Raw genomic sequence first — 25678 nt, 5'->3', positions numbered from 1 at the left:
TGCTCACCATTCGGTGAACGCCCCGTCGGGGCCGCGCCACACGGGGTTGCGCCAGCGGTGCCCGGTCTCGGCGGCGTGACGTACCGCCTGCTCGTCGATCTCGACACCGAGACCCGGGCCGGACCCGGCCACGGCGTATCCGTCCCGGAAGCGGAAGGGTTCGGGATCCATCACGTACTCCAGCAGGTCGCACTGCTGGTTGTAGTGGATGCCCATGCTCTGTTCCTGGATGAGGAAGTTCGGTACGGCGAAGGCGATCTGCAGGCTTGCGGCCAGGGCGATCGGGCCGAGGGGGCAGTGCGGGGCCAGGGCGACGTCGTACGTCTCGGCCATGGCGGCGATGCGGCGAACCTCGGAGATGCCGCCGGCGTGCGACAGGTCGGGCTGGGCCACGGCGATGCCGCCGGCCAGTACCTCGCGGAAGTCCCAGCGGGAGTAGAGGCGTTCGCCGGTGGCGAGCGGAATGCTCGTGGACTCCACGAGGCTGCGCAGATGACCCGAGTGCTCGGGCCGTACGGGCTCTTCGACGAACAGCGGGTGCAGCGGTTCCAGCAGGGGCAGCAGACGGCGCGACATGGCGGTGGAGGCCCTGCCGTGGAAGTCGACGGCGATGTCCCGCTCGTCACCCAGCACCTCGCGGACGGCCGCGACGCGTTCGACCACCTCGGCGGTGCGGGCCGGGGTGTCGATGGGCGCCAGTTCGGCCGAACCGTTCATCTTCACGGCGGTGAAGCCCGCCTTCATCTGCTCCTCGGCCCGCTCCGCGACGTCACTCGGCCGGTCCCCGCCGATCCAGGCGTACATCCGGGCCCGGTCGCGTACGGGGCCGCCGAGCAGGCGGTGCACCGGGACGCCGTAGGTCTTGCCGGCGATGTCCCACAGGGCCTGGTCGATGCCGGCGACGGCACTGGAGAGGATGGGGCCGCCCCGGTAGAAGCCGCCCTTGGTGAGCACCTGCCAGTGGTCCTCGATGCGGAGCGGGTCACGCCCCAGGAGGTAGTCGGCCAGTTCGTGGACCGCGGCGCGTACGGTCTCGGCGCGGCCCTCGACGACGGGCTCACCCCAGCCGGTGACGCCCTCGTCCGTGGCGACGCGCAGGAACAGCCAGCGCGGAGCCACCAGGAACGTCTCAAATCCGGTTATCTTCAAGAAACGTCCTTCGGCAGAGTATCGGTCGCGACGTCGTCGTGGTCCTCCCGCGCCCGTACGGCCGCCAGGTCGTCGGACGCCTGCGCCAGGAGCGACTCGACGGCCGCCACGGCGGCGTCCGGATCACCCGCTTCGACCGCGTCCAGCAGGTCCTGGTGCACGGGAATGGAGTCGGAGAAGTGCCGGGCACCGTGCACGATGCGGTCGCGAACGCGCAGACCGGCCTCGATGACCACCTCCATCCGGCTGAGCAGTTCGTTGTGCGCGGCGTCCAGCAGGGCGCGGTGGAAGGCCAGGTCCGCCTCGATCATCGCGTCCGCGTCCGTCCCCGCGGCCGCCATCGCGTCCAGTGCCTGGCGCATCGCGTCCAGGTCGGAGGCGGTGCGGCGGGCCGCGGCGAGCCGGGCTCCGGCGGGCTCGACTATCGCGCGGACCTCGGCGAGATCCTCCAGGAAGCCCGGGGTGGGAGCACTGCTGCCCTGCCAGCGCAGCAGATCGCTGTCGAGCAGGTTCCACTCGGCGCGGGGCCGGATGGTCGTTCCGCGTTTCTGCCGCGACTCGAGGAGACCCTTGGACGCCAGCACACGCAGCGCCTCACGCACGACGGTCTTGCTGACGCCGAGCTCTGTTTCGAAGTTGACCGGGTCCACGACGGAGCCGGGTGGGTAGTCGCCGCGGACGATGCGTCGGCCCAGCTCCTCCACGGCCTGGCCGTGCAGTCCCCTACCGGGATGGGTCACCACAGTCTCCGTTTCCGTATCGATCCTGTCCGCGGACGCCGCGCACGGCTCACCGCACGGTGCGCGGCGTTCACGAGGACTCCTTCATGACGCTCCATCCTCCATCAACCACCAGGCTCGCTCCGGTCACGTAGGAGGCGTCCGCCGATGCCAGGAAGGCGACGGCGGAGGCGACCTCCTCCGGCTGCCCGAACCGCTTCGCCGCCGTGGCCGCCACACTGCGCGCTCGGTCGGACTCCGGGATCCCGTCCCACGCGGCGGTCAGGATGGGGCCGGGCAGCACCGTGTTGACCCTGATGTCCGGCCCGTACTCGACCGCCAGCTGCCGCCCCAGCGAGCACAGCGCCCCCTTGGCGGCAGCGTAGGCGGCGTGGCCGGGCAGTCCGATGACCGCGTGCACCGAGGAGGTGAGGACGACGGAGCCCCCGGCCTCGCGCAGCATGGTCGCGAAGGTCCTCATCGCCCGCCAGGCCGGCTTGAGCAGCACGGCCATCTGGCCGTCCCATTCGGCCTCGCTCAGTTCGTGGGCAGGCTTGTTGAGCTGGGCGAAGGCGTTGCTGTGCAGCACGTCCAGCCGCCCGTGACGCTCGCGGACATGGCGGGCCAGGTTCTCCCAGTCGGCGGCCGAGGTCACGTCGCAGCGTACGTACTCCGCGCGTCCTCCGCCGTCCTCGATGCCTGCGGCGACCGCCTTGCCGGCCGTGTCGTCCACGTCCGTGACCACGACCGTCGCGCCCTCGGCCGCGAACCTTCGGGCCGTGGCCGCGCCGATTCCGTGCGCCGCGCCGGTGATAACCGCCACGAACCCGGTCATCCTGCGGCATTCCGTCATCACGTGCGTCTCCCTCGCTGCTGCCTACGTACCCACCATAGCTGTTTCAATTAATTATGAATATATCTTGACTGGGTGGCGACACCACTCCGAAACTGGCCGGACATGCACCAGACACCTCCAGCACGAAGCGAGGAAGGACCTCTTCCCATGAGCCGCACCACGCACCTCCGCAGAAGCCGGGGCGCTCTCGCAGTGACCCTTGCCGCCGTCTCCCTGGTGATCTCCGCCTGCGGGGGTTCGACCGGTTCTCAGGACAAGGGGATCCAGGCACCCGTCAAGCCCGGCCAGAAGGTCGACCTGCGCTTCTGGTCGTGGGTTCCCGGTGTCGACAAGGCCGTCGACAAGTGGAACGCCACGCACCCGGACATCCACGTCAAACTGGAGAAGATCCCGGCGGGCAGTGCCGGCGGCTACGCGAAGATGCGCGCCGCGCTCAAGAGCGGCAACGCGCCCGACCTGGCACAGGTGGAGTACCAGGAGATCCCCTCGTTCCTGCTGGAGAACGGCCTGGTGAACCTGTCCCAGTACGGCGCGGACAAGGACAAGTCGAAGTTCGTGGACTGGCAGTGGCAGCAGGGGGTCTTCGACTCGAAGGTCTACGCGATCCCCCAGGCGTCCGGGCCGATGGGCCTGTTCTACCGCTCCGACCTGTTCAGGAAGTGGGGCATCAAGCCGCCCGTCACGTGGGACGAGTTCGCCCAGGCCGCGCAGAAGATCCACAGCGCTGACCCGAAGGCCTACATCAGCACCTTCCCCGCCGGCAACTCCGCATGGTTCACCGCACTCGCATGGCAGGCCGGCGCCAAGTGGTTCGGCGTGAACGGCGACACCTGGTCGGTGAACATCGCCTCCCCGCAGACCCTCAAGGTCGCCCGCTTCTGGGACGAGATGCGCGGCAAGAAGCTGATCAAGACCGAACCCGACTTCGCCAACGGCTGGTACAAGGACCTGCAGACCGGTGGCATCACCTCGTGGGTCAGCGCCCAGTGGGGCGACGCCATCATCAGCGGAAACGCTCCCAAGACCACCGGCAAATGGGCGGTCGCACCCATGCCGCAGTGGACAAAGGGCTCGAGCGTGTCCGCGAACTGGGGAGGGTCCTCCACGGCCGTCCTCAAGGGCGCCAAGCACATCCCCGAGGCCCTGAAGTTCGCCGAATGGCTCAACACCGACCCCGCGAGCGTCGACCTGTTGCTGCAGGGCGGATACGGCTGGCCCGCGGCGGCCGACGGGTACAAGGGCTCGTCGTTGGCCAAGCCGTCACCGTTCTTCGGAGGTCAGAAGTACAACGAGGTCTTCGCGAAGGCGGACAAGAGCATCGACAACTCGTGGAAGTGGATACCGACGATCGACGCCACCTACCAGCACCTCAACGACGGCTTCCAGGCCGCCGTGGCCGGCAGGGGCACGTTCGTCTCCGCGGTCCAGCAGGCACAGAAGCAGACCGTCGAGGACCTGAAGAGGAAGGGTCTGAAGGTTTCCACCGGCAAGTGACCACCTCCGGAGGGCGGGAGGCGGCCGCCGCCGTTCTCCCCTCCGGACTCCAGAAAGTACCCTGATGCCCACCCGAGCGCCCCGCCGCCGCAGAAATCCGGCGCCCTTCGCCTTCGTCGCGCCGTTCCTCCTGCTGTTCCTGCTGACCTTCGCCGTCCCCATCGGCTACGCCGTCCACCAGAGCGTCATGGATGACGAGCACACCGGAGCCCTGGGGCTCGGCGGCACCCGCACCGTCTTCGTGGCACTGCGCAACTACTCCGACGCGCTGTCCGATCACGCCTTTCTGCACAGCATCGGTCGCGTGCTGCTGTTCGCGGTCGTCCAGGTGCCGGTGATGGTCGTGTTGTCCGCCGGGCTCGCGCTGCTGCTGGACACCGCCTCGGCCAGAGGCGTGCGGTTCTTCCGCGCCGCCTTCTTCCTGCCCTACGGCGTCCCGGGGGTCATCGCGTCCATCCTGTGGGGCTTCCTGTACGTCCCGGGAGTCAGCCCTCTCGTGGACGGCATGCGCCACCTGGGGATATCGGTCGACCTGCTGGGCGGGAACACGGTTCTGTGGTCCATCGCGAACATCGTCACGTGGGAGTTCGCCGGCTACAACGTTCTGGTTCTCGTCGCCCAGTTGCGGACCATCCCCGCGGAGCTGTACGAGGCAGCCCGCATCGACGGCGCCAGTGCGTGGGTGACGGTCCGGCATGTCAAACTGCCGCTGCTGCGCCCGGCGCTGATCCTCACCACGGTCTTCACCATCATCGGCACGCTGCAACTGTTCGCCGAACCGCTGGTACTCCGGCCTGTGTCATCGAGCATCGACACCGCCTACACCCCCAACCTCAGCGCCTACAACGAGGCGTTCACCAACGACAACTACCACCTCGCCGCTGCCGAGGCAGTGCTGCTCGCCCTCGCCGCGTTCGTGCTCTCCTTCGGTTTCCTGCGGCTGATCAACAAGAGGGGTGGGGACGCATGAGTCTCCAGACACCGGCCCGTACGCTCCCGCCGAGCGGCGAGACGCCGGCCTCCGACGACGACACGACGCCGGGCAGCGGCATCACCGGGGTCACCACGCGCAGTCGGATCCTGGTCACCGGCATGCTCATGGCGGCCGCCGCGTACTTCCTGCTCCCGGTGTACTGGCTGGTCGTGGCGTCCACCAAGTCCACCGGCGACCTGTTCGGCAGCTTCGGCCTGTGGTTCTCCCATCCCCAGTTCCTGAGCAACCTGCACCAGGTGGTCACCTACGACCATGGGATCTACCTGCGCTGGGCCGCCAACAGCCTGCTGTACGCGGGTGTCGGCGCGGCCGTGGCGACGCTTCTGGCCGCGATGTCCGGCTACGCGCTCGCCAAGTTCTCCTTCACCGGCCGCGACACGATCTTCAACATCGTGCTGGGCGGCGTCCTGATCCCCGCCACGGCTCTGGCACTGCCCATGTACCTGCTGTTCAGCAAGGCAGGCCTGGCCAACACCTACTCGGCCGTACTGCTGCCGAGCTTCGTCAGTCCCTTCGGCGTGTACCTGTGCCGGATCTACGCCGCGGCATCCATACCGGACGAGGTGCTGGAGGCCGCCCGCATCGACGGCGCGGGAGAGATCCGCATCTTCACGGTCGTCGTTCTGCGCATCATGACCCCCGCCCTGGTGACGATCTTCCTTTTCCAGTTCGTCGGCATCTGGAACAACTACTTCCTGCCGCTGGTCATGCTGTCCGACTCCAAGCTGTACCCGATCACCCTCGGTCTGACGTCGTGGCAGTCCTTCGCCGACCGCCAACCGCAGCTCTATCAGCTGACCGTCGGAGGCGCCTTCGTCTCCGTCATCCCTCTGATGATCGCCATGGTCGCCCTGCAGCGCTTCTGGCGCAGCGGTCTGACCGAGGGCAGCGTCAAGGGCTGACGCCGCCGCGGTCGCGGCAGCCGCGGGAGGAGGGGAGGGGCGGACCGCCCCTCCCCTCCTCCCGCGCCCTGGCAGGTCACCTGCCCCTGGGACGCACCGCCTTGCGGAACGCGTCGTAGGCGAGCTTGGGCCGCTCCTCGGCGAAGGTGAGCAGGCCCATGACGGAAATGCCGTTGTAGGACTGGTTGTACCCGGCCCGCTCCTTGTAGTCCTTGAGCACCCAGTAGGTGAACCCGGCGACGAACGCGCTGCGCGCGGTCACCTGCGCCCAGTGGGCGGTGAAGCTCGCCGCCTGCCACTCCTCCGTGCCCTGCGTGGTGCCGGGGCCGTGGGTGCCGGCCACGGCCCAGGTGCCGTTCTCGGTGATCAGAATGGGCTTGTCGGGATACTTCGCGTGCACCGCGTCCAGCGTGGGGCCGAGGTCCGCGTCCTTGCCGTAGAAGTAGCCGAAGTACTCGTTGAACCCGATCACGTCGGCGATGTCGAAGGCGGGGTCGTTGCTGGTGTTGGACGCCCAGGTCACCGGGCGGCCGGTGAGGTCGACCGACTTCACGGCCGCCTTGAGATCGGCGAGCCAGGCCCGGTAGACGGGAGCGCCGTCCGCGTCGATCTCCGACTCGTTCTGCAGGCCCCAGAGGATGACCGAGGGGTGGTTGTGCTGGTTCCACGCCATGGTGAGGGCCAGGGCGCGGGTGAGGCCGTAACGCTCGGTCTGGAGCTTCTCCTGGGCGGTGTTGAGCCACATCGTGTCGATGTCGTCCATCACCAGGACGCCGTGCGCGTTCGCCCAGTCGTAGACGTAGGGGTGGCGGTTGTAGACGCAGTTGCGGACGAAGTTGGCGCCCAGGGCCGTGATGTGGCCCAGTTCCCGGTCGTACTCGGCCGGTGTCATCGCCCTGCCGTGCGCGGCCGTCTCCTCGTGCCAGTTGAGGCCCTTGAGGAAGACGGGTTTGCCGTTCAGCCGCAACTGCGCTTCCGCTACGTCCAGTTCCCGTACGCCGTACACGGTGGACAGCGTGTCCACCCGCGGGCCCGCTGACCTGCCGGCGGTCAGCGTGGCACGGGCGGTGAGCGTGTGCGGCGAGGCCGGGCTCCACCGCGGGGCGCCGGGTATGCGGATCACGACCCGTACGACGCCGGCCGATCGGGCCGCGATCCTGACCGCGGCCCCCGTGGGCCGGCCGCCGCTTCCCCGGCCGGGGTCCAGGGTGAGCCGGCCGTCGAAGTCGGAAGAACCGTGGTTCTCAAGGGCCGCGCGTGCCTCGAGCCGCCCGTCCGCGGCGGTCACGAGCAGTTTGGCGACGGTGACCTGCGGGACCGCCTCGATCCAGGCCGACCGGGTCAGCCCCGCGTAGGGCCAGTAGTCGACGGGCTTGTACGGCAGTTCGTGGTCGTCGGTGACCGGCTGCGGAGTCGAGGCCGTGTAGTCGGTGTAGCTCGCCCGGCGGAAGACCCGGACGGCGATCGTCTGCCGCGCGCCCGGTCGCAGCGCCCCCGTCACCGGAAGCGCGAAGGGCGAGTTGGCGCCTTCGTGCTTGCCGACGTGCGTGCCGTCGACCCAGACCTCGGCACTGTACCCGGCGGCCAGGAAGGCGATGCGTACGTGCCGGGCGCGCCAGGAGGCCGGTACGTCGACCGTGGTGCGGTACCAGGCGTACCCGTCGGCGAACGCCGTGCCCTTGCCGAAGGAGGCGGTCTCGGAGCCGAAGCCGGGCGTGTTCAGCAGATCCCAGGTCGCCGGTACGTCGATGAAACCCCAGCCCCGGTCATCGTGGTGCGGGGACTGCCAGCCCTCGTCGAGTCCCTGGCCGGCGGGGTCGAAGCGGAAACGCCACCGCTTGTCCAGGGACAGGTAGTCGCGGGTGGGCTCCCGGGTGCGCCAGCCGTCGAAGGCGGGGAGCACAGCGCCGTACTGGAAGACGACGTTGGTGCCGCCGACATCGCGTACATGGGTGCCGGACGGCTCGGTGTCCGGGTGGCTCTCGAGCACCGGGCCGTTCACGCCGTCCGCCGCTCGCGCCGTCTCCGGCCAGGCGGGCAGGGCGACCACGCCGGCCGCGGCGAGCGCCGTGACGACGGTGCGCCGGGATGGATGGATGGAATCTGTCATGGCAGGCGGCTCCTCGATCACGCGAGATTCGTTCGCCCCACAGCCTGGACAACCCCGCCACCCTCGTCAAGGATTATTCATAAATAATGAATTGAGCTGGCGTGGTGCCGTCGAGCCGCCGACGGCACCCTTCCGCACACGAACGACAGGTGACCTCATGACCGCACAGCAGCAAGCCTCCACCGGCGAGACCACGGGCCGGCGCGCCATCACGCTGTGGGACTTCAGCTGGTACACACAGGCAGGTCCCGGTGAACCGTTCGCCGACCTCGACCGCGCCTTCGCCGAGGCGGTGGACCGGGGCTTCAACACCGTGCGTATCTGCGCCATGCCCTTCCTGCTCTTCTCGGGACGCGTCCACGAGCCGGAGTCGCTGCAGGTCCGCGGCCTGGGCGAGGACTTCGGGCAGCGCACCCGCTGGTACGACGTGCGCGGCGGCTATCCGCTGGACGGCCGACGGCGGCTCGTCGAGCTGTTCGAAGCCGCCGCCCGCCATGACTGCCAGGTGATCGTGTCCTCCTGGGAGTACCAGCAGTCCCCCTGCTTCGCCGACACCGACACCTGGCACCGCGCCCTGGCCGCCGTCCCCGGCCCGGACCGCGCCGAAGCAGTGGCCGAAGCGCTCGCCGAACTGCTGGACTTCCTCACCGAGCGCGGGCTGGCCGGTCCCGTCGCCTACGTCGAAGTCCACAACGAGGTCGACAACTGCTCCCTGGTGCCGGCCGACGGCACGACGGCCCACTACGCCCGACTGCGCGGGCCCCTCGAACGCGCGGTGAAGCTGTTGCAGGCGCGTCACCCCGCCATCCCCGTGACCTACTCGCTGGGCGAGCCCTGGCCCGACGAACTCGACGACCTGCCGGAGCAGGCGCAGATCGCCCACTTCCACTTCTACGTCTACGGCGTGCTCGGCGCGCTGTACGAGGCGGTGGGCCTCGGACACGGCACCGAAGCGGCGCCCGAGACGGCCACCTGGCCGACGCCCGAACTGGCCGCCATGCTGCGCCCCGACGCGCCCGCCTTCGCCGACTACCACCCGGACGAGCCCTGGCGGCTGGCCGCCACGGGCATACCGCGCGAACTGTTCTACGCGCACGACTGGGTCGATCCCGACCGCTGGGACCTGTGGCTCTACGAGAACTATCCGGCGCACCGCCGGGCCATGCGGCAGACCCTGGCGTCGTGGGTCGACTCCGTCGCCGAGTTCGCCCGGCGGCGTGGCATCCCCGCGGTCCTCGGTGAAGGTGTCGTGGGCTACACCCCTCTCCTGGCGCGTTTCGAGGAGGACGCCGTCGGCAAGGACCTCGCGGAGTTCGTCGTCGACCGCTGCCTGGCGGCGGGCTTTCACGGCGTCGTCCTGACCTCCAACGCGGCACCCCACCACCCCATGTGGCACACCGACCGCGACTGGATGCGCCGGCTCAACGCACGGATCACCGTCGGCTGAACCCCGTACGGGCGGCCCGCCGTGCGCGAGGGCACGGCGGGCCGCCCGCGCGGCAGGCACGCGGTCAGCCGAAGAACACCTCGAACTCGTCGTAGAGCGACAGTTCGACCTTCTTGGTCCGCCCCGTGGCATCGGCCAGGGGCACGCGGACGATACGGGTACCGTTCAGTGCCACCATCTTGCCGAAGTCGCCGTCCCGGACGGCGTCGATGGCGTGCAGCCCGAAGCGCGTGGCCAGCCACCGGTCGAAGGGGCTGGGGGTGCCGCCGCGCTGGACGTGACCGAGGACCGTGGTGCGGGCGTCCGTGCCCGTGCGGTGCGAGATCTCGCGCGCCAGCCACTCGCCGACACCGGACAGACGCACATGACCGAACTCGTCCACGGTCCGGTCGCTCAGGACCATGTCTCCGTCCTTGGGGACGGCCCCTTCGGCCACCACGACGATCGGCGCGTAATTGATCTTGAACCTGCTCTGCACCCACGCACACACCTGATCGACGTCGAACGGCCGTTCAGGGATGAGGATCGCGTTGGCGCCGCCGGCGACGCCCGCCTGCAGGGCGATCCATCCCGAGTGCCGCCCCATCACCTCCAGCACGAGGGTGCGCATGTGCGACTCGGCCGTGGTGTGCAGCCGGTCTATCGCCTCGGTCGCGATGCCCACGGCCGTGTTGAACCCGAAGGTGTAGTCGGTGCCGGACACGTCGTTGTCGATGGTCTTCGGCACGCCGACCAGATCGACCCCCTGCCGGTTCAGTTCGGCGGCCACACCGAGCGTGTCCTCGCCGCCGATCACGACGAGCGCGTCCACACCGTGCGCGGCGAGGGTGTCCCGCACCCGGCGCGGGCCGTCCTCGTGCGCGAAGGGGTTGGTGCGGGAGGAGCCGAGGATGGTTCCGCCGCGCGGGAGAATGCCCCGCACACTGGAGACGTCCAGCGGGACGACGCTGCCGCGGAGCGCGCCGCGCCAGCCGTCCCGGAACCCGACGAAGTCGAAGGCGTACTCCTGGACGCCCTTGCGGACGACGCTGCGGATCACCGCGTTGAGACCGGGACAGTCGCCGCCGCCGGTCAGCACTCCGACCCTCATGGCTTCCTCCCTCGCGCCGGTCACGCCACGGGGCACGCCCCTTCGGCGATCTCTCTCCAGCGTCCTCCCGCAGACCGGCGGTGACCACTCCAGCCCTCGGGGTCACCCGGCTGCCGACGGAACGACGAAGACGGGGCAGCGGGCGTGCTGCAGCACGCCCTGGCTGACCGAGCCCAGCAGCATGCCGGTGAATCCGCCGTGGCCCCGGGTCCCCACCACCAGGCCCAGCGCGTGCGCGGAGGCCTCGGTGAGCGCCTGCACCGGATGTCCCACGACCAGTTCGTGGTGCAGATCCACCTCCGGGTAGCGGGCACGGCGACCGGCCACGGTCTCGGAGAGCAGACGGCGGAACTCCTGTTGCGGCCCGTACTCGTCGAAGATCCGCACAGGCCCTGGCTGCCAGACGATCAGGGCCCGCAACTGAGCGCCGCGCAGCGCCGCCTCCTCGAACGCCACGTCGACCGCGGCCGCGGAGTGCTCGCTGCCGTCGACGCCGACGACGAAGTGGGCGGGTTCCTGGGTGATGTGCTCGGCCTCCGGAACGACCACCACGGGGCAGTGCGCGTGAGCCATGAGCGGCAGGGCGACCGAGTGCGTCCCGAACACCTCCTGGGCCCGGCTCAGGTGCTGCGACCCCAGTACGACGGCTGCGGCGTCACGGCTCTGTTCGCGCAGCACCCACACCGGGTCGCCCTCCGTGAGCAGGGCGTCCACTTCGAGTCGCGGGTGCCGGCTGGTGACGAAGGCCGCGGCCTCTTCGAGCACCTGCCGCCCGGCCTTGTGCAGCGCTTCGTTCCACTCCTCCCAGGACGGCGGTACCTCCGGCCTCCGGTGGCCCCTGGTCGGCACGCCCTCGGCGTGGACCGGACGCAACGGCAGCCTGCGGCGGGCGGCCTCGTCGGCGGCCCAGGCCAGTGCCATCCGCCGGGTGGGGTCGGGAGCGACGCCCACCACGATCGGCCGGCGGTCACCCGGCTGCGACATGACCGCCTCCGGCTTCCGGCTCCGCGGCCGACGGTGTGCCGGCGGCCGGGCGGGCACGGGACGTCGCGGACGCCAGGTGCCTGACGAAGGCGTCCGGTCCGGGGAAGTACAGCGTCACCCGTCCGTTGTCGGCCCAGCGCACGTCGTAGGGCGGGCTGCCGTCCTGGTGGTGCAACCCGACGACCTCGCCGTCCCGTGCGACGACCCCGGCCGTGGTGCCGCGTACGACGATCTCGTCACCGCAGCGGGCACGCATGGAGGCGCCGGTCGCCTCCGTACGGGTGCTCGGCGCGGCCCGGTCGTTCTTCTCCGTGGGCGCGGGGGCGGTCATCGTCCTCGCCTCCTCCCTGCGACGCAGCGGCAGAAACTCACATCCCATGGAATGCCATCGGGTGTCCGTTCCTCCAGGGACCGTTGGTCCCTGGGACCGGCCCACTGGACCCACCCTGCCTCGCCGCCCGAGCGAACAGAATGAAAGGGACTTCCAGGATGACGAGTGGGAGCTGTTCACAGCGAGGAGGTGCCGCGATGGCCACGCTGTCACGCAGGCAGAGGTTCCCGTTCCCGGACGTTCCGGACTGGTTCGAAGGGCTTCCGGCCCGGTTCGGGATGCCCGCGATGAGGGACCTGTACACGGTCCGTATCGAGGACTACACGGAGGAGGGCCGCTATGTGATGCGGGCCGAGCTTCCGGGCATGTCCCCCGAGGACATCGACGTCCTCATCGGCGACGGGGTGCTGACCGTGCAGGCCGAACGCTCCGAGAAGGACGTCACGAAGGACCACAGCGAGATCCGGTACGGCGCGATGAGCCGCAGCGTGACGCTGCCGCCCGGCGCCAAGGAGGACGACGTCACGGCCGACTACACCAACGGCATGCTCACCGTCAGTGTGGGCCTGGGCGCCGAGAAGTCGGAGGCCAAGCACGTCGAGATACGGCACGGGGACTGAGCGCACCCGATGCCTTTCGGCGGGCCCCGACGGGCCCGCCGTCGACATGACCTGCCGGGCGGTCCGGGCGGCCTCGGCGAGCGGCGCTCACCGGGTGCCCCGGGACGCGGCCCACCGGCGTCGCACCGCCTCCTCGTGTTCGGCCTCCTCCAGCGTCAGCTCGACCGCCGCCAGTTCGCGCCGCAGCCGGGGGATCCAGTGCCGGCGCAGGGCGCGGACCCGCTGCCGGGTCCGTGCCGCTTCGGCGGCGAGCAGTTCGGCCGCCGCCCGGTGAACGGCGTGCTCCGCGGCGGCGCGGGCCGCGGCACGGTAGGCCGTCTCGGCGTGCGCCAGGGCGGTGTTGGACGGAGTCGGTTCCGCCGGGGAGCGGGCGGGGGCGGTCCAGGCCACCGTCGCGGGATGGCGTACGCCCATGAGCGACTCCCACTGGACCTCGACACACGCCCGGCCGGCGGGCACCGCCTCGGCCAGTGCCCGTTCGCCGCCCAGGAGCACCCCGCGCACCAGCCAGGTGCCGGCCTCGGCCGACCGCTCCCGCCACACCCGGCCCGCGTCCTGAGCCGCCCGTCGCGCCGCGTGCTCCCGGTCCAGCAGGAGCCGCAGTTTGCGCTCCAGCAGGTCCGCTCCGCGCAGCGCCGTGGCGAGGCTGCGGCGCAGCCTCAGCCGGCCGGCCCGCCCGACCGGCACTCGGCGCCCGCGGGTGCTCATGACGGCGCCTCCTGACGCGGAGGGACGTGGGCGTCCAGCAGGTCGGCCGGGACCATGCCGAGCTGGCTGCGCGGCAGGGTCAGCAGAACCTCCCAGGCCCGGTCCATCGACTCGTCCAGCGGCCGGTTCTCGTCCCTGCCCTGGGCGAGGAACCGGTGCCGGAAGGCGTCCTCCAGGTCGAGGTGGCGCAGGTCGGTCGGGCTGAGCGCCTGCCGTCCGATCAGGTCGGCGAGCTCCCGCACCTCCCGGGACCGGGCCAGCGCGGCGATCAACTGCGCCGCGACCGGCGGATGGTCCGGGCGGGTCCGCCCCGCCCCGGTTCCCTTGCGCATCAGACGCGACAGCGAGGCCAGCGGATCGACGGGCGGGTACGTGCCGGCCGCGTGCGCTTCGGCCGACAGCACGATCTGGCCCTCCGTGATGTAGCCGGTGAGGTCGGGAACGGGGTGGGTGATGTCGCCCGCCGGCATGGTGAGTACCGGGAGCACGGTCACCGACCCCGGCCGGCCCCGGATCCGGCCGCAGCGCTCGTAGAGGGAGGCGAGGTCGCTGTAGAGGTAACCGGGGTAGGCCCGGCGGGCCGGGATCTCGCCGCGCGCGGCGGACACCTCGCGCAGTGCCTCGGAGTAGGCCGTCATGTCCGTCATCACCACCAGGACGTGGCGGCCCTCCACGAACGCCAGGTGCTCGGCCACCGTCAGAGCGAGCCGAGGGGTCAGCAGCCGTTCGATCACCGGGTCGTCGGCGGTGTTGAGGAACAGGACCAGCTCCCGTGCGGCCGAGCGCGCCGCCAGCCCGTCACGGACGAACGCCGTGTCGGCGTGGGTGAGCCCCATGCCGGCGAACACGACGGCGAACGGCTCGCCGCCGCACCTCGCCTGCGCCGCGATCTGCACCGCCAGCTCCAGGTGCGGCAGCCCGGCGGACGAGAACACCGGCAGCTTCTGGCCCCGCACCAGCGTGGTCAGCACGTCCACCGCGCCCACGCCGGTGAGCACCGGATCGTTCGGCGGTTCCCGGCGCACCGGATTGAGCGGCGCGCCGCCGACCGCCGCGTAGCCACCGCCCAGCACCGGCGGCCCGCCGTCGGCCGGTTCGCCCCGCCCGTCGCACACCCTGCCCAGCCAACCGGTGCCGACCGGGATCCGCAGCGGTGTGCCGGAGAAGGCCACGCGGGTGCCGGTGCGGTTCATGCCGGTGGTGTCCTCCAGCACCTGCACCACCGCGAGGTCGCGGTCCACCTCCAGGACCAGCCCGTGCCGTCGCTCACCGGAGTCCAGGGCGATCGTGGCGAACTCGTCCCACCCCACCCCGCTCACGCCCTCCACCACCATGAGAGGCCCGCGCAGTTCCCGCACGCCCGTGTACTCGATGTCCGCGAGGCCGTTCACGCCGCCTCCTCGAGCCGGGCCAGCACGGTGTCACGAGCCGCCGCCACCGCAGCGGTCTCGGCCGGCCCCGCTGTCTCGCGCGCCCGCAACAGCGGGGTGAAGTCGACCGCCTCGACGGCGTCCGCCGGGACACCGGAGTCGACCAGTCCCAGACAGCGGTCGATCACCGTCAGCACGGCCTCCACCAGGGCCGCCGTCTTCTCCGGGGCACTGTAGGCGTCCGCCGGCGACAGCGCGTTCTGCTGGATCAGGGCCTCACGCAGCAGCCGTCCCGCGAGCACACTGATCCGTTCCCGGGGTGGCAGGGCCGTGACCCCGACCAGTTCGACCAGGTCGGCGAGCCGGTCCGCCGCGGCCAGCAGCCGCGCCACATGTCCGCGCCGCTCCGCCCACTCGGGATCGCCCGCCCGCGCGTGTGCGGCTGCCAGCGCGGCGGCGTCGCGGGAGAAGGAGTCCGCCCAGGACACGGCCGGGTAGTGCCGGGCGTAGGCGAGATCGCGGTCCAGGCTCCACAGGCACCGTACGAACCGTTCGGTGTGCGCGGTGACCGGCTCGGTGCGGTCGCCACCCGGTGGGGACACCGCGCCGATCACCGTGACGGAGCCCGTCGCGCCGCCGAGGGTGCGCACCGCGGCGGCCCGCTCGTAGAACGCCGCCAGCTCCGAGGCGAGCCCGGCCGGATAGCCCTCCTCCGCGGGGAGCTCGCCCATGCGTGAGGCGAACTCGCGCAGGGCCTCCGCCCAGCGGGAGGTCGAGTCGGCGATCAGGACGACGTCCAGGCCCATGTCGCGGAAGTACTCGGCGACCGTCGCGCCCGTGTGCACACTCGCCTCCCGGGCCATCATCGGCATGTTGGACGTGTTCGCGATCGTCACGGTCCGCTCGGCCAGCCGGCCCCCGGTACGCGGATCGGTCAGCTCCGCCAGTTCCTCGATGACGTCCGCCATCTCGTTGCCGCGCTCGCCGCAGCCGACGTACACGATCACGTCGGCGTCGCACCACTTGGCGATCTGCTGCAGCAGCATGGTCTTGCCGGTGCCGAAGCCGCCCGGTACGGCGACGGTGCTGCCGCGGCCGACCGGGAAGAGCAGGTCGACGGCCCGCTGCCCGGTGTGCAGCGGCAGGTCCGCCGGCAGCCGCCGCGCAACCGGTCGCGGCCTGCGGACCGGCCAGGTCTGCGCCATGCGCACCCCGTGCCCGTCCACGACGGCGAGCACGCTGTCCGCGGTGTGCTCGCCCGCCGTCGCGACCTGTGTCGCCTCGCCCGAGCGGTGCGGAGGCACGAGGAGCCGCAAGGGCACGGTGGCCCCGATGTCACCGAGCACCTCCCCGGCGGCGACCCGCGCCCCCTCGGCCACCCGTGGCGTGAAGGGCCAGGTGCGCCGGCCGGGGCCGCCACCCGCCCCGCCTGTCGGCAGAACGTCGCCGGCACCGGTCAGGGGACGCAACAGGCCGTCGAACACACCGCCGAGCAGCTCCGGGCCCAGCCGCACCGACAGCGGACGGCCCTGCGCCCGCACCGGGTGGCCGGGGGCCAGTCCGCCGGTGTACTCGTACGCCTGGACGGTGGCGGTGCCGCCGTGGATGGCCACCACCTCGCCCGGCAGCCCGGCGGTGCCCAGCGCCACCAGGTCGTGCATGGCGACCGTGGCGGGGCAGGTGACCTCGACGAGGGGACCCGCGACACGCAGGACCCTCGAGCGTGCCGCGTCGTCGGTCCCGCCGGGGACGGTCACCGCGGACCCCACAGGACCTCGGCCCGCACACCCAGCCGCTCCACGGCACGGTCGGCCAGCGCGTCCGCCGACAGATCGACCCGGCGGCCGGTCACCTCGGCCGTCACTCCGCCTCCCGCGGCGGCCGTCACCCGGGCCCGCGGACCCAGCAGGCCCCGCGCCGCCCGCGCCAGCCGCGCCCGCGGAACGGCGCCCTCGGCCAGCGCCCGGCGGACGCCCGCGCGGACCCGGGCACGGAGTTCGGCGTACACCTCGGCGCGCGCCGCGAGTTCCACCGCCCAGGCGTCCTGCACCGCCCGCACCCGCTCCCGGTCCGCCTGCGCGGCACCGTCCGCCTCCCCGAGGTCCCGGGCCCGCCCGAGCACCGCCTGCGCCGTGGAGCGCGCCGCCCGCAGGGTCTCGTCCGCCTCCGCCCGCGCGCGCTCCAGAACGCTGTCGGCCGAGGCCCGTGCCGCCCGCAGCACCTCGGCGCGCACCGGGCCCAGCGCGTCCACGGACGGTGCCATCAGGGCATCACCACCGTCAGCGGCCGCGACGGATCCGGCGCCGTCGCCGCGGCCCCCAGTGCTTCGGCAGCCTCGGCCGTGAGGATCACCAGGCCGACCGTGCCCGGGAGCGTCCGCCAGGCCCGGCGTACGGCGTCCGGATCCTCCGCGACGAGGACCTCGACCCCGGCCAGAGCCAGCCCGCACACGCCGGTCCGCGCGCCGATGGCGGCCACGGTGCCCATCGTCAGGCCTTTCCGATCAGCAGGATCGCGACCACCAGCCCGTACACGGCGATCCCCTCCGCCAGACCGACGATCACCATGGCCCGGCCGAACATCTCCGGTCGCTCGCTCAGCGCGGCGAGCGCCGCGGCCCCCGTGTAGGCCACGGCGATCGCGGCCCCGATCGAGGCGCCGGCCACCGCGATGGCCGCCCCGATCAGAGCGGCCCCGTTGACCCCGCCGGCGGCCGCTGTGCCGGCCGACGCCTGCGCGGGGCCCGCCAGCGCCGTGACCAGAGCGAACCCGGCACCGGCCAGCAGGGCCAGATTCGTGACCAGGAGCCAGCGGAGGGCGTGTCTGGTCCGGCGCCGCCGCAGCAGCCGGACGGCGCCGAGCACCGCGGCCAGCACCGGCAGGACGATCAGCCAGGTGAGCATGGGACCACCTTCGCAGCGCGGTCGGCGGATTCCGCCGGGGGAACATGCCAGGGACGGAACGGGCGGCCCTCCGTCTCGAAGATCCGGGAGAACAGCTCGTAGAACTCCAGCCGCAGCGCCTGCACACCGGCCACCAGCGCCTCCAGGAGGAAGGAGACGGCCGTGCCCACGGCGAACAGCAGCACCGCGCCCGCGACCGAGGCGCCACCGCGCCCGGCAAGGCCCGTGGTGCCGCGCCACACCAGGTCGGCGAGCGCGGCGTGGGTGAGACCGAAGGCCGCGAGCCGGGCGAACGACAGGGTGTTGGTGCCCGTGCGCACCACGACGTCGAACAGCCGCACCACCGTCTCGGCGAGGCCCGCCCTGCCGCCCGCCGTGGCCCGGAACAGGCCGAGTGCCACCAGCGCCAGCCCGGCCACGGCAAGCGCGCCCCCCACGACGGCCGCGGGCGGCCGGTGCAGCAGCAGGCCCGCCGCGGCCGCCGCCAGCCCCAGGTAGAACAGCAGTCCGGCGCACCCGGAAGCCGCGTACAGACCCGTGGCCCAGCCGTCCTCACGCACGCGGTTGACCGCACCGGCGGCATGCGCGACCGCCAGCAGGCCCGCACCGAAGGCCACGGCGGCGGCCAGCAGCCGGGCCGGACTGTCCAGCGGGCTCAGCCACAGCGCCGGCAGCAGCCCGGTGGGACCGAAGAACTCGCCGTACGCGGCGCCCGCGAGTACGGAGGCGACTCCCGCGCCCGCCAGGAACGGCCACAGCCGCCGCAGCCGGGCCAGCCGGCGGGGCCGCCCGGCACGCAGCACCAGCGCTGCGAGCAGCAGCAGCGCCCCGTGCCCCACGTCACCGAACATCATCCCGAACATCACGACGTAGGCGAGCCCCGCCGGCCATGAAGGGTCGAGGTCCGCGTAGGCCGGTGTGCCGTACGTCGTCACCAGCGGTGAGAAGGAGACGGACCTGCCCGGCCGCAGCAGCGTCGGCGGATCCGTGCCGGGCGGGAACGGCAGCGGCAGCAGCGCGCCGCCCGCCGCGGCCAGCCGGTCCGCGACGCGGGCAACCTCCCCGGCCGGGCACCACCCGGCCAGCGCCGCCACCTCACCCCGCCGTACGGCGCCTTCCGCGCGCTCCTGCAACTGGGCCTCGCCCGCCAGCAGCCCGACATCGTGCCGCTGTTCGAGAACGTCCAGGTCGGGGGCGGCGACGGACAGAACCGCCGCGCCGGCACCCGACCGCGCCGCCTCACCATGTCCCTGGAGCCGCTGCAGCCGCACGGCCGCCGAGCCCGGAGCGGCCTCCTCGGCGCGGTCGAGCTCCACACAGCCCGCCTCGGCGATCCGCACCAGCGCGTCCCGCAGTGCCGGCTGCGGCACGATCACCGCGACGCGGCGCATCCGGACCGGTGTCACCGCCTCAGGCCAGGGCATCGAACACCTCCCCGGGCCGCCCGCCGCGCGCCGCCGACTCCAGCGCCGCCCGCACCCGCCACGCGTCCACGGACAGCACCGCGACCGCGCCCACGACCACGCGGGGGCCGTACCGGGCGTCGCGCAGCAGCACCCCGCCGTCGGCCCACACCGCCCGCCACCAGCGGGCCTCCGCCCGCCACAGCTCACCCGGCTCCTCGACGTCCGCCAGGACCCAGCGGGCCGCCGAGGGCAGGTGCTCGCGGAACTCCCCGTACGAGGCGGCGGCCACCGCCCGGGTGCCGAGCAGCCGTGCCGCATCCCGCCGCACGGCCTCCGGCAGAGCGCGTCCGTGCACGAAAGACTCCCGGGCCGTCAGCAGCACGGCACGCCCCAGCGCCCAGCGGCGCGCGGACGGTACGGCCACGGCGGTGCGCCGTGCGGCGGCCATCCGCATGCCGGTGATCACGGCCCACGGAGCGTCACCGCCCGGATCACCCCAGGGCGAGGCGGCCAGGGCCGCGCGCAGCTCCGCGGACGTCCCCGCACGCTCAAGCCTCCGCCAGGCCGTCTCCAGCGCCCCGAGCCGGTACGGCTCCGGCACGCCCGTGCGCGCACCGTCCGGTGCGGACAGCCGGGAGGCCACGTTGGCGATCTCGAAGCCCGCGGCGAGCGGAACGAGCAGCCGCGCACCGCCGCGGGGCAGCCAGCCGGCCAGCACCCGCAGATGCCACAGCAGGGTGGCGGACACCGCCCGCTGGGCCTCGGGCAGGCCGGTCACCGTCCGGGTGTACCTCGAGTACGGGGTCGCGGTCAGGCGCCGCAGGGCGTCTTCGAGCGTCGGGCCCGCCGCTGCCTCCCGTGCTCCGCCGGCGCCGGGGTACCGGCCGACGAGGGCCTTCGCCCGTACCGCTCCCGCGACCCAGCCGGCGGTCATGGTGCTTCCCCCGGTCCGTCCGGCAGGCGGAGGGCGTCGGCCACCGTGAGGTCCACCAGGTCCGGCAGGCGCTCCCCGGCCCGCTCACGGACCGCCGAGGCCGCGCGGTCTCCGGCGGCGCGAAGCGCCTCGGCCTCCCGCCGCGCCTCCCGCAGCAGGGGTTCTGCGGCCTGCCGGCGGACCTCCGGGGCTTGCTCCCGGGCGGCGGCGAGGAGACGTGCCGCTTCTCGCTCGGCGTTCCGCCGGAGCGCCTCGGCCGTCTCGTCGGCGGCGGCCCGGACACGTGCCGCCTCCTGCTGGACGTCCGACAGCAGGGCGAGAGCGGGTTCCAGCTCCGTCGCGCGTTCCGCCGTACGGTCGGCTGGCACGCCGGTGGCGGAGGCTCCCGGCGTTCCGGCCGGACGGAACCGCTCCAGGAAGTCCCGCAGGCTCATCGGCGGCCTCCTGCCGGTCGGCTGCTCCTTCAGTTTCCCCGTTCCTCTCCCGCCCCGCACCGGATAGCGCCGGGACGCCGTCGTACCAGGGCCGTTCGGCACTTGGGCGTGGCCAGGGACAGCGGAAGACTGGACGGTAGGCACTCGAGTCCGGAGGCCGCTGTGAACGAGCACGAGAACTTCTCCACGAAGGCCGAGGCCCGGCGGGACCTGCCCGCCCGGCCCTGGAGCCCCGGCGAGACGGAGCGGCAGGAAACGCTGGTCCGCTACCTGGGTGCCGTGGCCACGGCCGCGGCCGCACACGCCGGCACCCAGTGGGCTCCGGCGGCCTCGGCGGGCGGGACACCGTGGCCGGCGCCCCGGAACGAACCCGGGCTGCCGCTGGTGCGGGACGTGATGGACGTACCCGCCGCCTCCCTCCGCGACGACCTGCCGTACCGGGACATCGCCCGTCTGCTGGCCCGTGAGCAGGTCGGCGCCGTCCCGGTCGTGGACGCCGAGGACCACGTGGTCGGTGTGGTCTCGGAGAACGACCTGCTGGCGAAGGTCGCCTTCGAGGCCTCCGGCCACCGGCCCGGACCTATCGGCAGGCTGCGCGAGCGGCGGCTGCACGGCAAGGCCCGCGGAGAGACGGCCGCCGACCTGATGACCAGCCCGGCCATCACGGTGCTGCCCGGCGCGACCGTCGCCGAGGCCGCCTGGCTCGCCGCGTTGTCCCGGTTGAAGCGGATCCCGGTCACCGACCGCGAGGGCCGGCTGGTCGGCGTGGTACGACGGGAAGCCCTGCTGCAGGCGCTCATCAGGGACGACGCCGGGATACGGGCGGAGGTCGAGGCCAGGCTCGAAGCCTGCTGCCCGCCGGGGGAGCGGGACGGCGTGGAGGTGGCCGTGTACGACGGCGTCGTGGAACTGACCGGGCGGACGTCCCCGGCGACGACGGCCCGGCTGGTCGCGGAGGTCGAGAGCATCGCCGATGTCGTCGAGGTGAAGAACCTGCTGACCGACGCATGACCGCTCCCCCCCCGGACGGCCGGTACCGCCCACGGCTCGCCCGGCCCCCGCGCGGATCGGCGCGGCCGGCGACGCCCTGCGGCGCACCGGCCTCGTCGGCCACCGGCAACCGCGTGACCCTCGCTCCGCGACGACGCGCGCGCCGACCGGAGGACAGCGCGATTCCGCGCGAGTCCGCCGACGGCATCCCGCTGGGCGCCGTCCGGCCGTCCGCAGGGGCCGGACGGCCCAAGCACCGTCCTCGAACAGAGCACAAGCTGGAGGTACGGGGCACTTCCGGCATCGTGCCGGAACCCGGCCGGCGACCTTCGTCGTCCGCACCGGAACCGGCCCCGCGGCAGATCGAAGAGGGTGAGGAGCGCGATGAAAGGCTTCGTCTTCCACGGCCCAGGACACGGCTCCTGGGAGGACGTCCCGGACCCGGCCGTCAAGGAGCCCACCGACGCGATCGTGAAGGTCGGCGCCGTCACCATCTGCGGCACCGATCTGCACATCCTCAAGGGCGACGTCCCCGAGGTACGCCCCGGAACGGTGCTCGGCCACGAGGCCGTCGGTGAGATCGTCGAGGTCGGCAGCGACGTGCGCACCGTACGCCCCGGGGACCGGGTGCTCATCTCCTGCATCAGCTCCTGCGGCCGGTGCGGTTTCTGCCGGGAGCGCAGCTACGGCCAGTGCCGCGGCGGCGGGGGCTGGGTCCTCGGCCACCTGATCGACGGCACCCAGGCCGAGTACGTCCGCGTCCCCTACGCCGACCTGTCCGTCCACCCGCTGCCGGGCACGGTCCGCGACGAGGACGCCGTCCTGCTCGCGGACATCTTCCCGACCTCCTACGAGGTGGGCGTCCTCAACGGGCGGGTACGTCCCGGAGACACCGTCGTGGTCGTCGGCGCCGGTCCCATCGGCCTGGCTGCGATCACCACGGCCCGGCTGTTCACGCCGGAGCGGATCATCGCCGTCGACCTGGCCCCGGCCCGGCTGGAGGCCGCCCGGCAGCTCGGCGCCGACGCGGTGGCCGATGTGCACGAGGCCCCGGGCCAGCTGGTCGCCGATCTGACCGACGGGCTCGGAGCGGACGTGGTCATCGAGGCGGTCGGTGTACCGGAGAGCTTCGAACTGTGCACCCGCATGGTCCGCCCGGGCGGGCACGTGGCCAACATCGGCGTGCACGGCAGGCCCGCCACGCTGCACCTCGAGGACCTGTGGATCAAGAACGTCACCATCACGACGGGACTGGTGGACACGTACTCCACCCCCACGCTGCTGCGGATGGCGACCGCGGGACGGCTGCCGACCGGGCGGCTTGTCACCCACACGTTCCCGCTGGACCACATGGAAGAGGCGTACGACGTCTTCTCCGGGGCCGCCGCGACCGGCGCGCTCAAGGTGGTCCTCGGCGGCGCGCCCCACGCCGAAGTGGCCGTCCCCGCGGCCTGACGGCCATTCGGCCGCTCCCGCCGGGGCGGTGAAGGCGTCGTCGTACGCCGAGACCTCAGTCCGGCTCCACGCGCGGGCGGCGGTAGACCGGAGCCTGGCCGGTGCCCCACGGGCGTACCGCTGCCAGCGCCCGGGTGACCGTGGACTCCAGCGGGCCGCTGGTGTCGACCGCGACGGCCTCGGGCCACGGCGGTTCGGTGGCCGCCATGGCGGTGGCGATGGCGAGGCCGGCGTCGGACGCTCCGGGGGCGCGCGTGTTCAGACGGGCCGCCGACACGTCGCCCGGAACATGGCAGTGCAGGGCCAGCAGGTCGGAGCTGGTGCGCTCGGCCACGCGCAGTGCCGCTTCACGCTGCTCCGCGCTCGACCAGGTGGCGTCCAGGACGACGGACTCGCCGCAGGACAGCAGGGCGGCGGCCCGCTCGAGCAGGGCGGCGTAGGTCCTGGCGGTCCACTCGGGCGTGTACAGGCCCTCGCCGTAGCCGGCCGCCGCGGACCGTTCCGCGGGGATGCCCGCCAGCTCCTTGCGGAGGCGGTCGCTGCTGAGCAGGGTGACCCCCAGCCGGTCGGCCAGCGCTCCGGAGAGGGTGGACTTCCCGCTGCCCGGCAGCCCGCCGACGAGGGTCAGGGTGACGGCCGAGGTGCGCAGGTGACGCAGCGCCGCCGAGACCAGCCGTCGTGACGCCGTGTCCGCGCCCGGTGTTCCCTGGTGTGCCTGGATCAGCGAGACCTTGGCGCGGACGAACGCGCGGTAGGCGACGTAGTGGTGCCACAGCGAAGGGGGCGCGGGGTCGCCGGAGTACTCGCCGTACCGGGCGAGGAAGTACGCCGCGGCGTCCGGGGCGCCGAGCTGTTCCAGGTCCATGGCGAGGAAGGCGGCGTCGTCGAGCCCGTCGACGTAGCGGAGGTGGTCGTCGAATTCCAGGCAGTCCAGGACGCGGGGGCCGTCGTCGAGGCAGAAGACGTCCTCGGCGAGCAGGTCGCCGTGGCCGTCCACCACCCGGCCCTGCTCGATACGGGCGTCGAACAGCCGCCTGCGGCCGGCGAGATAACGGCGTACCAGCCGCTCGACCTCCGCGACCCCGTCGGGCAGGACGCCGTCCGCGGCGAGCTCCCGGACCTGCGCGAAGCTCGCCTCCCATCGCGACGACAGCGCGTCCCGCGTGCCCTGCTCCGCCACCTCGCGGCCGCGGGGCGCGTCCGCGTGCCAGGAGGCGAGCTGCCGGGCGACGGCCCGGAGGACGTCGTCGACGGCTTCCCCTTCCCGTACCAGCTGGGAGAGGCGGCGGTCGGCGGGCATCCGGCGCATCACCACCAGGGGTTCGGTTTCTTCCCCGTCCGGGCCGCGGAACTCGCCCAGGCCCAGGTACACGTCGGGGGCGAAACGGCGGTTGAGGGCGACTTCGCGTTCACACGCGACCCGGCGAGCAGCCACCGTGGAGTAGTCCAGGAATCCCAGGTCCACCGGCTTCTTGACCTTGTGGACGCGGTCGCCGACGAAGAACAGGACGGCGGTGTGGGTCTCGTACACCGCTGCCCGCGGCGGCGGCCGGCCCTCACGCCCTTTCCCGGGCGGGGCAGGCTCAGTCATGGGGGACGACCGCGACGGGGCAGAGCCCGTGATGGATGGCGGCCTGAGCCACGGGGCCCAGGTGCGGCCCCGGACCAGGACGGTGCCGGCGTCGGCCGACGACCAGCAGCGCGGCGCCCTCGGCGGCCTGTACGACGGCCTTCGCGGGGTTCTCGAGACGCACGCTGTCGGCCACCTCCACCCGGGGGTACTTCTCCCGCCAGGCACGGAGCGTGTTGCTCAGCCGATGCTCCGCCTCCCGCGTCGTCTCCGCGGTGACCTCCTGGTCCACACCCCAGGGCACCCGCGCGTGGAGCGGCACGCTCCGACCGTGGACGACGAGGAGGGGAGTTCCCCCGGCCGCGGCGGTGTGGAAGGCGAAGTCGAGAAGGGCGTCGGAAGAGTCGGGAGATCCGTGCATCTTCAGGGCCACGACCACCCGGCCGACGGAGTCCGGGGGCCTTCCCCCGGGGGTTTCGGCCCGGACGAGTACCACCGGCCGCTCGGCCCGAGCCACCACGGGCATGCTGACGTCCCCCAGGAAGTAGCTCGACACGGGCTCCAGCCCGCGCGAACCGAGGACGGTCATGTCGGACTCCGCCGCCGCGCGGAGCAGGGCGTCCCGGGCGTCGTCGGCGACCAGGTCCTCGACCACCGACAGGCCCGGGTGGCGGGCCTGAAGCTCGGCTCGCGCGGTGCGGACCAGGCGCTTCGCCCAGTAGTTCTGATCGACTTCCGCGGGTACGTGAACCGGTTCGGGCGCCAGCAGCGGCCACGCGTGCAGCAGCCGCAGGGTGAGCCCCCGCTTCTCGGCCTCGGCGGCGGCCCAGCGGGCAGCGGCGAGACTCTCGGGTGAGCCGTCGAGGCCGACGGTGACGACTGGTTGCATGGCGGCGGCCTCCGTCTCGTACGAAGCTGGAAACGACGGTGGACTCACTCGAGGAGTACCCCAAACCCCGCCGCGGCGCATGTGGACCTGTGCCGGTGGGGGGGGGGCGCCGAGTCCGGCACGAGAGGAGACCGGGGCGGTGACGATTCCCCTGGTGGTCGGTCTCGACGGATCCGAGGCGAGCCTGGAGGCGGTGGACTGGGCCGCCGACGAGGCCGTCCTGCACCAGGTGCCGCTCCGCCTCCTGCACGCGGCGGCGACCAGGCTTGGGTGGGGGGCTCCGCGTGGGCTGCGGCTGCGCCGGTCATGGACATGGCGGCAAC

At 72.6% G+C, this 25678-nt stretch carries 26 protein-coding genes; 8 read left to right on the top strand and 18 right to left on the bottom strand.

Annotated features, from left to right (window positions below):
* Positions 1 to 3: 3 nt before the first annotated feature.
* The 3 genes from dgoD to ACWC21_RS39065 all read right to left on the bottom strand — a co-directional run bounded on the left by dgoD (position 4) and on the right by ACWC21_RS39065 (position 2703).
* Complete coding sequence (gene dgoD / locus ACWC21_RS39075; protein WP_450889252.1) at positions 4 to 1149, bottom strand: galactonate dehydratase; 1146 nt, start codon at positions 1147 to 1149, stop codon at positions 4 to 6.
* Positions 1146 to 1892 carry a FadR/GntR family transcriptional regulator gene (locus tag ACWC21_RS39070; protein WP_450889250.1) on the bottom strand — a complete coding sequence of 249 codons (747 nt, stop codon included), beginning with the start codon at positions 1890 to 1892 and terminating at the stop codon, positions 1146 to 1148. The genes dgoD and ACWC21_RS39070 overlap by 4 nt, the downstream gene beginning before the upstream one ends.
* A 67-nt stretch (positions 1893 to 1959) precedes the next feature.
* Entirely contained in the window at positions 1960 to 2703 is a 744-nt protein-coding gene (locus tag ACWC21_RS39065) for an SDR family NAD(P)-dependent oxidoreductase (RefSeq protein ID WP_450889248.1), read from the bottom strand.
* Positions 2704 to 2871: 168 nt separating this feature from the next.
* On the opposite strand from ACWC21_RS39065, the gene ACWC21_RS39060 reads away from it, so the two are divergent.
* From ACWC21_RS39060 to ACWC21_RS39050, 3 genes are all read left to right on the top strand, one after another.
* On the top strand, positions 2872 to 4218 hold the full coding sequence (locus tag ACWC21_RS39060) for an ABC transporter substrate-binding protein (protein WP_450889246.1): 1347 nt from the start codon (positions 2872 to 2874) through the stop codon (positions 4216 to 4218).
* Between the two features lie 64 nt (positions 4219 to 4282).
* Positions 4283 to 5188, top strand: coding sequence for a carbohydrate ABC transporter permease (locus ACWC21_RS39055; protein WP_450889245.1), 906 nt, complete (start codon positions 4283 to 4285; stop codon positions 5186 to 5188).
* Positions 5185 to 6114, top strand: a complete 930-nt coding sequence (locus tag ACWC21_RS39050; protein WP_450889243.1) for a carbohydrate ABC transporter permease — start codon at positions 5185 to 5187, stop codon at positions 6112 to 6114. Before ACWC21_RS39055 ends, ACWC21_RS39050 begins: the two co-directional genes overlap by 4 nt.
* Positions 6115 to 6190: 76 nt before the next feature.
* Here ACWC21_RS39050 and ACWC21_RS39045 read toward each other — a convergent pair whose 3' ends face one another.
* Complete coding sequence (locus ACWC21_RS39045) at positions 6191 to 8224, bottom strand: glycoside hydrolase family 2 protein (RefSeq protein WP_450889242.1); 2034 nt, start codon at positions 8222 to 8224, stop codon at positions 6191 to 6193.
* A gap of 157 nt (positions 8225 to 8381) precedes the next feature.
* Here ACWC21_RS39045 and ACWC21_RS39040 point away from each other — a divergent pair, with 157 nt between their 5' ends.
* Positions 8382 to 9671 carry a cellulase-like family protein gene (locus tag ACWC21_RS39040; protein WP_450889240.1) on the top strand — a complete coding sequence of 430 codons (1290 nt, stop codon included), beginning with the start codon at positions 8382 to 8384 and terminating at the stop codon, positions 9669 to 9671.
* Positions 9672 to 9735: 64 nt separating this feature from the next.
* Here ACWC21_RS39040 and ACWC21_RS39035 read toward each other — a convergent pair whose 3' ends face one another.
* The 3 genes from ACWC21_RS39035 to ACWC21_RS39025 all read right to left on the bottom strand — a co-directional run bounded on the left by ACWC21_RS39035 (position 9736) and on the right by ACWC21_RS39025 (position 12076).
* Positions 9736 to 10761 carry a 6-phosphofructokinase gene (locus ACWC21_RS39035; RefSeq protein ID WP_450889238.1) on the bottom strand — a complete coding sequence of 342 codons (1026 nt, stop codon included), beginning with the start codon at positions 10759 to 10761 and terminating at the stop codon, positions 9736 to 9738.
* Between the two features lie 102 nt (positions 10762 to 10863).
* Positions 10864 to 11745: a universal stress protein gene (locus ACWC21_RS39030; protein WP_450889236.1), complete on the bottom strand. Its 882-nt coding sequence runs from the start codon at positions 11743 to 11745 to the stop codon at positions 10864 to 10866.
* The gene (locus ACWC21_RS39025; protein ID WP_450889234.1) at positions 11729 to 12076 is read right to left on the bottom strand and encodes a DUF1918 domain-containing protein; all 348 of its coding nucleotides are present in this window, start codon (positions 12074 to 12076) and stop codon (positions 11729 to 11731) included. The genes ACWC21_RS39030 and ACWC21_RS39025 overlap by 17 nt, the downstream gene beginning before the upstream one ends.
* 197 nt (positions 12077 to 12273) lie before the next feature.
* Here ACWC21_RS39025 and ACWC21_RS39020 point away from each other — a divergent pair, with 197 nt between their 5' ends.
* Positions 12274 to 12696, top strand: a complete 423-nt coding sequence (locus ACWC21_RS39020) for an Hsp20/alpha crystallin family protein (RefSeq protein WP_450889232.1) — start codon at positions 12274 to 12276, stop codon at positions 12694 to 12696.
* Between the two features lie 87 nt (positions 12697 to 12783).
* Here the strand turns inward: ACWC21_RS39020 and ACWC21_RS39015 are convergent, their stop codons facing one another.
* The 9 genes from ACWC21_RS39015 to ACWC21_RS38975 are packed head-to-tail and all read right to left on the bottom strand — an operon-like array spanning position 12784 to position 20451.
* Complete coding sequence (locus tag ACWC21_RS39015) at positions 12784 to 13404, bottom strand: V-type ATP synthase subunit D (RefSeq protein WP_450889231.1); 621 nt, start codon at positions 13402 to 13404, stop codon at positions 12784 to 12786.
* Positions 13401 to 14795, bottom strand: a complete 1395-nt coding sequence (locus ACWC21_RS39010; RefSeq protein ID WP_450889229.1) for a V-type ATP synthase subunit B — start codon at positions 14793 to 14795, stop codon at positions 13401 to 13403. The genes ACWC21_RS39015 and ACWC21_RS39010 overlap by 4 nt, the downstream gene beginning before the upstream one ends.
* The gene (locus ACWC21_RS39005) at positions 14792 to 16531 is read right to left on the bottom strand and encodes a V-type ATP synthase subunit A (RefSeq protein WP_450889227.1); all 1740 of its coding nucleotides are present in this window, start codon (positions 16529 to 16531) and stop codon (positions 14792 to 14794) included. Before ACWC21_RS39005 ends, ACWC21_RS39010 begins: the two co-directional genes overlap by 4 nt.
* A complete protein-coding gene (locus tag ACWC21_RS39000) occupies positions 16528 to 17037 on the bottom strand; it encodes a hypothetical protein (RefSeq protein WP_450889225.1) in 510 nt (169 codons plus the stop codon). The genes ACWC21_RS39005 and ACWC21_RS39000 overlap by 4 nt, the downstream gene beginning before the upstream one ends.
* Positions 17037 to 17261 (bottom strand): V-type ATP synthase subunit F, encoded by a 225-nt coding sequence (locus ACWC21_RS38995; RefSeq protein ID WP_450889223.1) that lies wholly within the window; start codon positions 17259 to 17261, stop codon positions 17037 to 17039. Before ACWC21_RS38995 ends, ACWC21_RS39000 begins: the two co-directional genes overlap by 1 nt.
* A gap of 2 nt (positions 17262 to 17263) precedes the next feature.
* Positions 17264 to 17677 (bottom strand): ATP synthase subunit C, encoded by a 414-nt coding sequence (locus tag ACWC21_RS38990; RefSeq protein WP_450889221.1) that lies wholly within the window; start codon positions 17675 to 17677, stop codon positions 17264 to 17266.
* The gene (locus ACWC21_RS38985; protein ID WP_450889220.1) at positions 17662 to 19101 is read right to left on the bottom strand and encodes a V-type ATPase 116kDa subunit family protein; all 1440 of its coding nucleotides are present in this window, start codon (positions 19099 to 19101) and stop codon (positions 17662 to 17664) included. Before ACWC21_RS38985 ends, ACWC21_RS38990 begins: the two co-directional genes overlap by 16 nt.
* Complete coding sequence (locus ACWC21_RS38980) at positions 19088 to 20017, bottom strand: hypothetical protein (RefSeq protein ID WP_450889218.1); 930 nt, start codon at positions 20015 to 20017, stop codon at positions 19088 to 19090. The genes ACWC21_RS38985 and ACWC21_RS38980 overlap by 14 nt, the downstream gene beginning before the upstream one ends.
* Entirely contained in the window at positions 20014 to 20451 is a 438-nt protein-coding gene (locus ACWC21_RS38975) for a hypothetical protein (RefSeq protein ID WP_450889216.1), read from the bottom strand. Before ACWC21_RS38975 ends, ACWC21_RS38980 begins: the two co-directional genes overlap by 4 nt.
* 162 nt (positions 20452 to 20613) lie before the next feature.
* Between ACWC21_RS38975 and ACWC21_RS38970 the strand changes: the two genes are divergently transcribed.
* Positions 20614 to 21462, top strand: coding sequence for a CBS domain-containing protein (locus tag ACWC21_RS38970; protein ID WP_450889214.1), 849 nt, complete (start codon positions 20614 to 20616; stop codon positions 21460 to 21462).
* A 363-nt stretch (positions 21463 to 21825) separates the two neighbouring features.
* Positions 21826 to 22896 carry a zinc-dependent alcohol dehydrogenase family protein gene (locus ACWC21_RS38965; protein WP_450889213.1) on the top strand — a complete coding sequence of 357 codons (1071 nt, stop codon included), beginning with the start codon at positions 21826 to 21828 and terminating at the stop codon, positions 22894 to 22896.
* A gap of 55 nt (positions 22897 to 22951) precedes the next feature.
* Here the strand turns inward: ACWC21_RS38965 and ACWC21_RS38960 are convergent, their stop codons facing one another.
* Positions 22952 to 24487, bottom strand: a complete 1536-nt coding sequence (locus ACWC21_RS38960) for a bifunctional aminoglycoside phosphotransferase/ATP-binding protein (protein WP_450889211.1) — start codon at positions 24485 to 24487, stop codon at positions 22952 to 22954.
* The gene (locus ACWC21_RS38955) at positions 24480 to 25355 is read right to left on the bottom strand and encodes a universal stress protein (protein WP_450889209.1); all 876 of its coding nucleotides are present in this window, start codon (positions 25353 to 25355) and stop codon (positions 24480 to 24482) included. Before ACWC21_RS38955 ends, ACWC21_RS38960 begins: the two co-directional genes overlap by 8 nt.
* Before the next feature lie 139 nt (positions 25356 to 25494).
* On the opposite strand from ACWC21_RS38955, the gene ACWC21_RS38950 reads away from it, so the two are divergent.
* On the top strand, positions 25495 to 25678 hold a 184-nt coding region (locus ACWC21_RS38950), incomplete at its 3' end, for a universal stress protein (protein WP_450889208.1).

The sequence above is a fragment of the Streptomyces sp. NPDC001348 genome, from assembly GCF_053597535.1.
This window is presented reverse-complemented; position numbering and strand designations above follow the sequence as displayed.

Coding starts and splice junctions, on each gene's coding strand:
- ACWC21_RS39065 (WP_450889248.1), bottom strand. CDS start 2,703: ATGACCGGGTTCGTGGCGGTTATCACCGGCGCGGCGCACGGAATCGGC.
- ACWC21_RS39060 (WP_450889246.1), top strand. CDS start 2,872: ATGAGCCGCACCACGCACCTCCGCAGAAGCCGGGGCGCTCTCGCAGTG.
- ACWC21_RS39055 (WP_450889245.1), top strand. CDS start 4,283: ATGCCCACCCGAGCGCCCCGCCGCCGCAGAAATCCGGCGCCCTTCGCC.
- ACWC21_RS39050 (WP_450889243.1), top strand. CDS start 5,185: ATGAGTCTCCAGACACCGGCCCGTACGCTCCCGCCGAGCGGCGAGACG.
- ACWC21_RS39045 (WP_450889242.1), bottom strand. CDS start 8,224: ATGACAGATTCCATCCATCCATCCCGGCGCACCGTCGTCACGGCGCTC.
- ACWC21_RS39040 (WP_450889240.1), top strand. CDS start 8,382: ATGACCGCACAGCAGCAAGCCTCCACCGGCGAGACCACGGGCCGGCGC.
- ACWC21_RS39035 (WP_450889238.1), bottom strand. CDS start 10,761: ATGAGGGTCGGAGTGCTGACCGGCGGCGGCGACTGTCCCGGTCTCAAC.
- ACWC21_RS39030 (WP_450889236.1), bottom strand. CDS start 11,745: ATGTCGCAGCCGGGTGACCGCCGGCCGATCGTGGTGGGCGTCGCTCCC.
- ACWC21_RS39025 (WP_450889234.1), bottom strand. CDS start 12,076: ATGACCGCCCCCGCGCCCACGGAGAAGAACGACCGGGCCGCGCCGAGC.
- ACWC21_RS39020 (WP_450889232.1), top strand. CDS start 12,274: ATGGCCACGCTGTCACGCAGGCAGAGGTTCCCGTTCCCGGACGTTCCG.
- ACWC21_RS39015 (WP_450889231.1), bottom strand. CDS start 13,404: ATGAGCACCCGCGGGCGCCGAGTGCCGGTCGGGCGGGCCGGCCGGCTG.
- ACWC21_RS39000 (WP_450889225.1), bottom strand. CDS start 17,037: ATGGCACCGTCCGTGGACGCGCTGGGCCCGGTGCGCGCCGAGGTGCTG.
- ACWC21_RS38995 (WP_450889223.1), bottom strand. CDS start 17,261: ATGGGCACCGTGGCCGCCATCGGCGCGCGGACCGGCGTGTGCGGGCTG.
- ACWC21_RS38990 (WP_450889221.1), bottom strand. CDS start 17,677: ATGCTCACCTGGCTGATCGTCCTGCCGGTGCTGGCCGCGGTGCTCGGC.
- ACWC21_RS38985 (WP_450889220.1), bottom strand. CDS start 19,101: ATGCCCTGGCCTGAGGCGGTGACACCGGTCCGGATGCGCCGCGTCGCG.
- ACWC21_RS38980 (WP_450889218.1), bottom strand. CDS start 20,017: ATGACCGCCGGCTGGGTCGCGGGAGCGGTACGGGCGAAGGCCCTCGTC.
- ACWC21_RS38975 (WP_450889216.1), bottom strand. CDS start 20,451: ATGAGCCTGCGGGACTTCCTGGAGCGGTTCCGTCCGGCCGGAACGCCG.
- ACWC21_RS38965 (WP_450889213.1), top strand. CDS start 21,826: ATGAAAGGCTTCGTCTTCCACGGCCCAGGACACGGCTCCTGGGAGGAC.
- ACWC21_RS38960 (WP_450889211.1), bottom strand. CDS start 24,487: ATGACTGAGCCTGCCCCGCCCGGGAAAGGGCGTGAGGGCCGGCCGCCG.
- ACWC21_RS38955 (WP_450889209.1), bottom strand. CDS start 25,355: ATGCAACCAGTCGTCACCGTCGGCCTCGACGGCTCACCCGAGAGTCTC.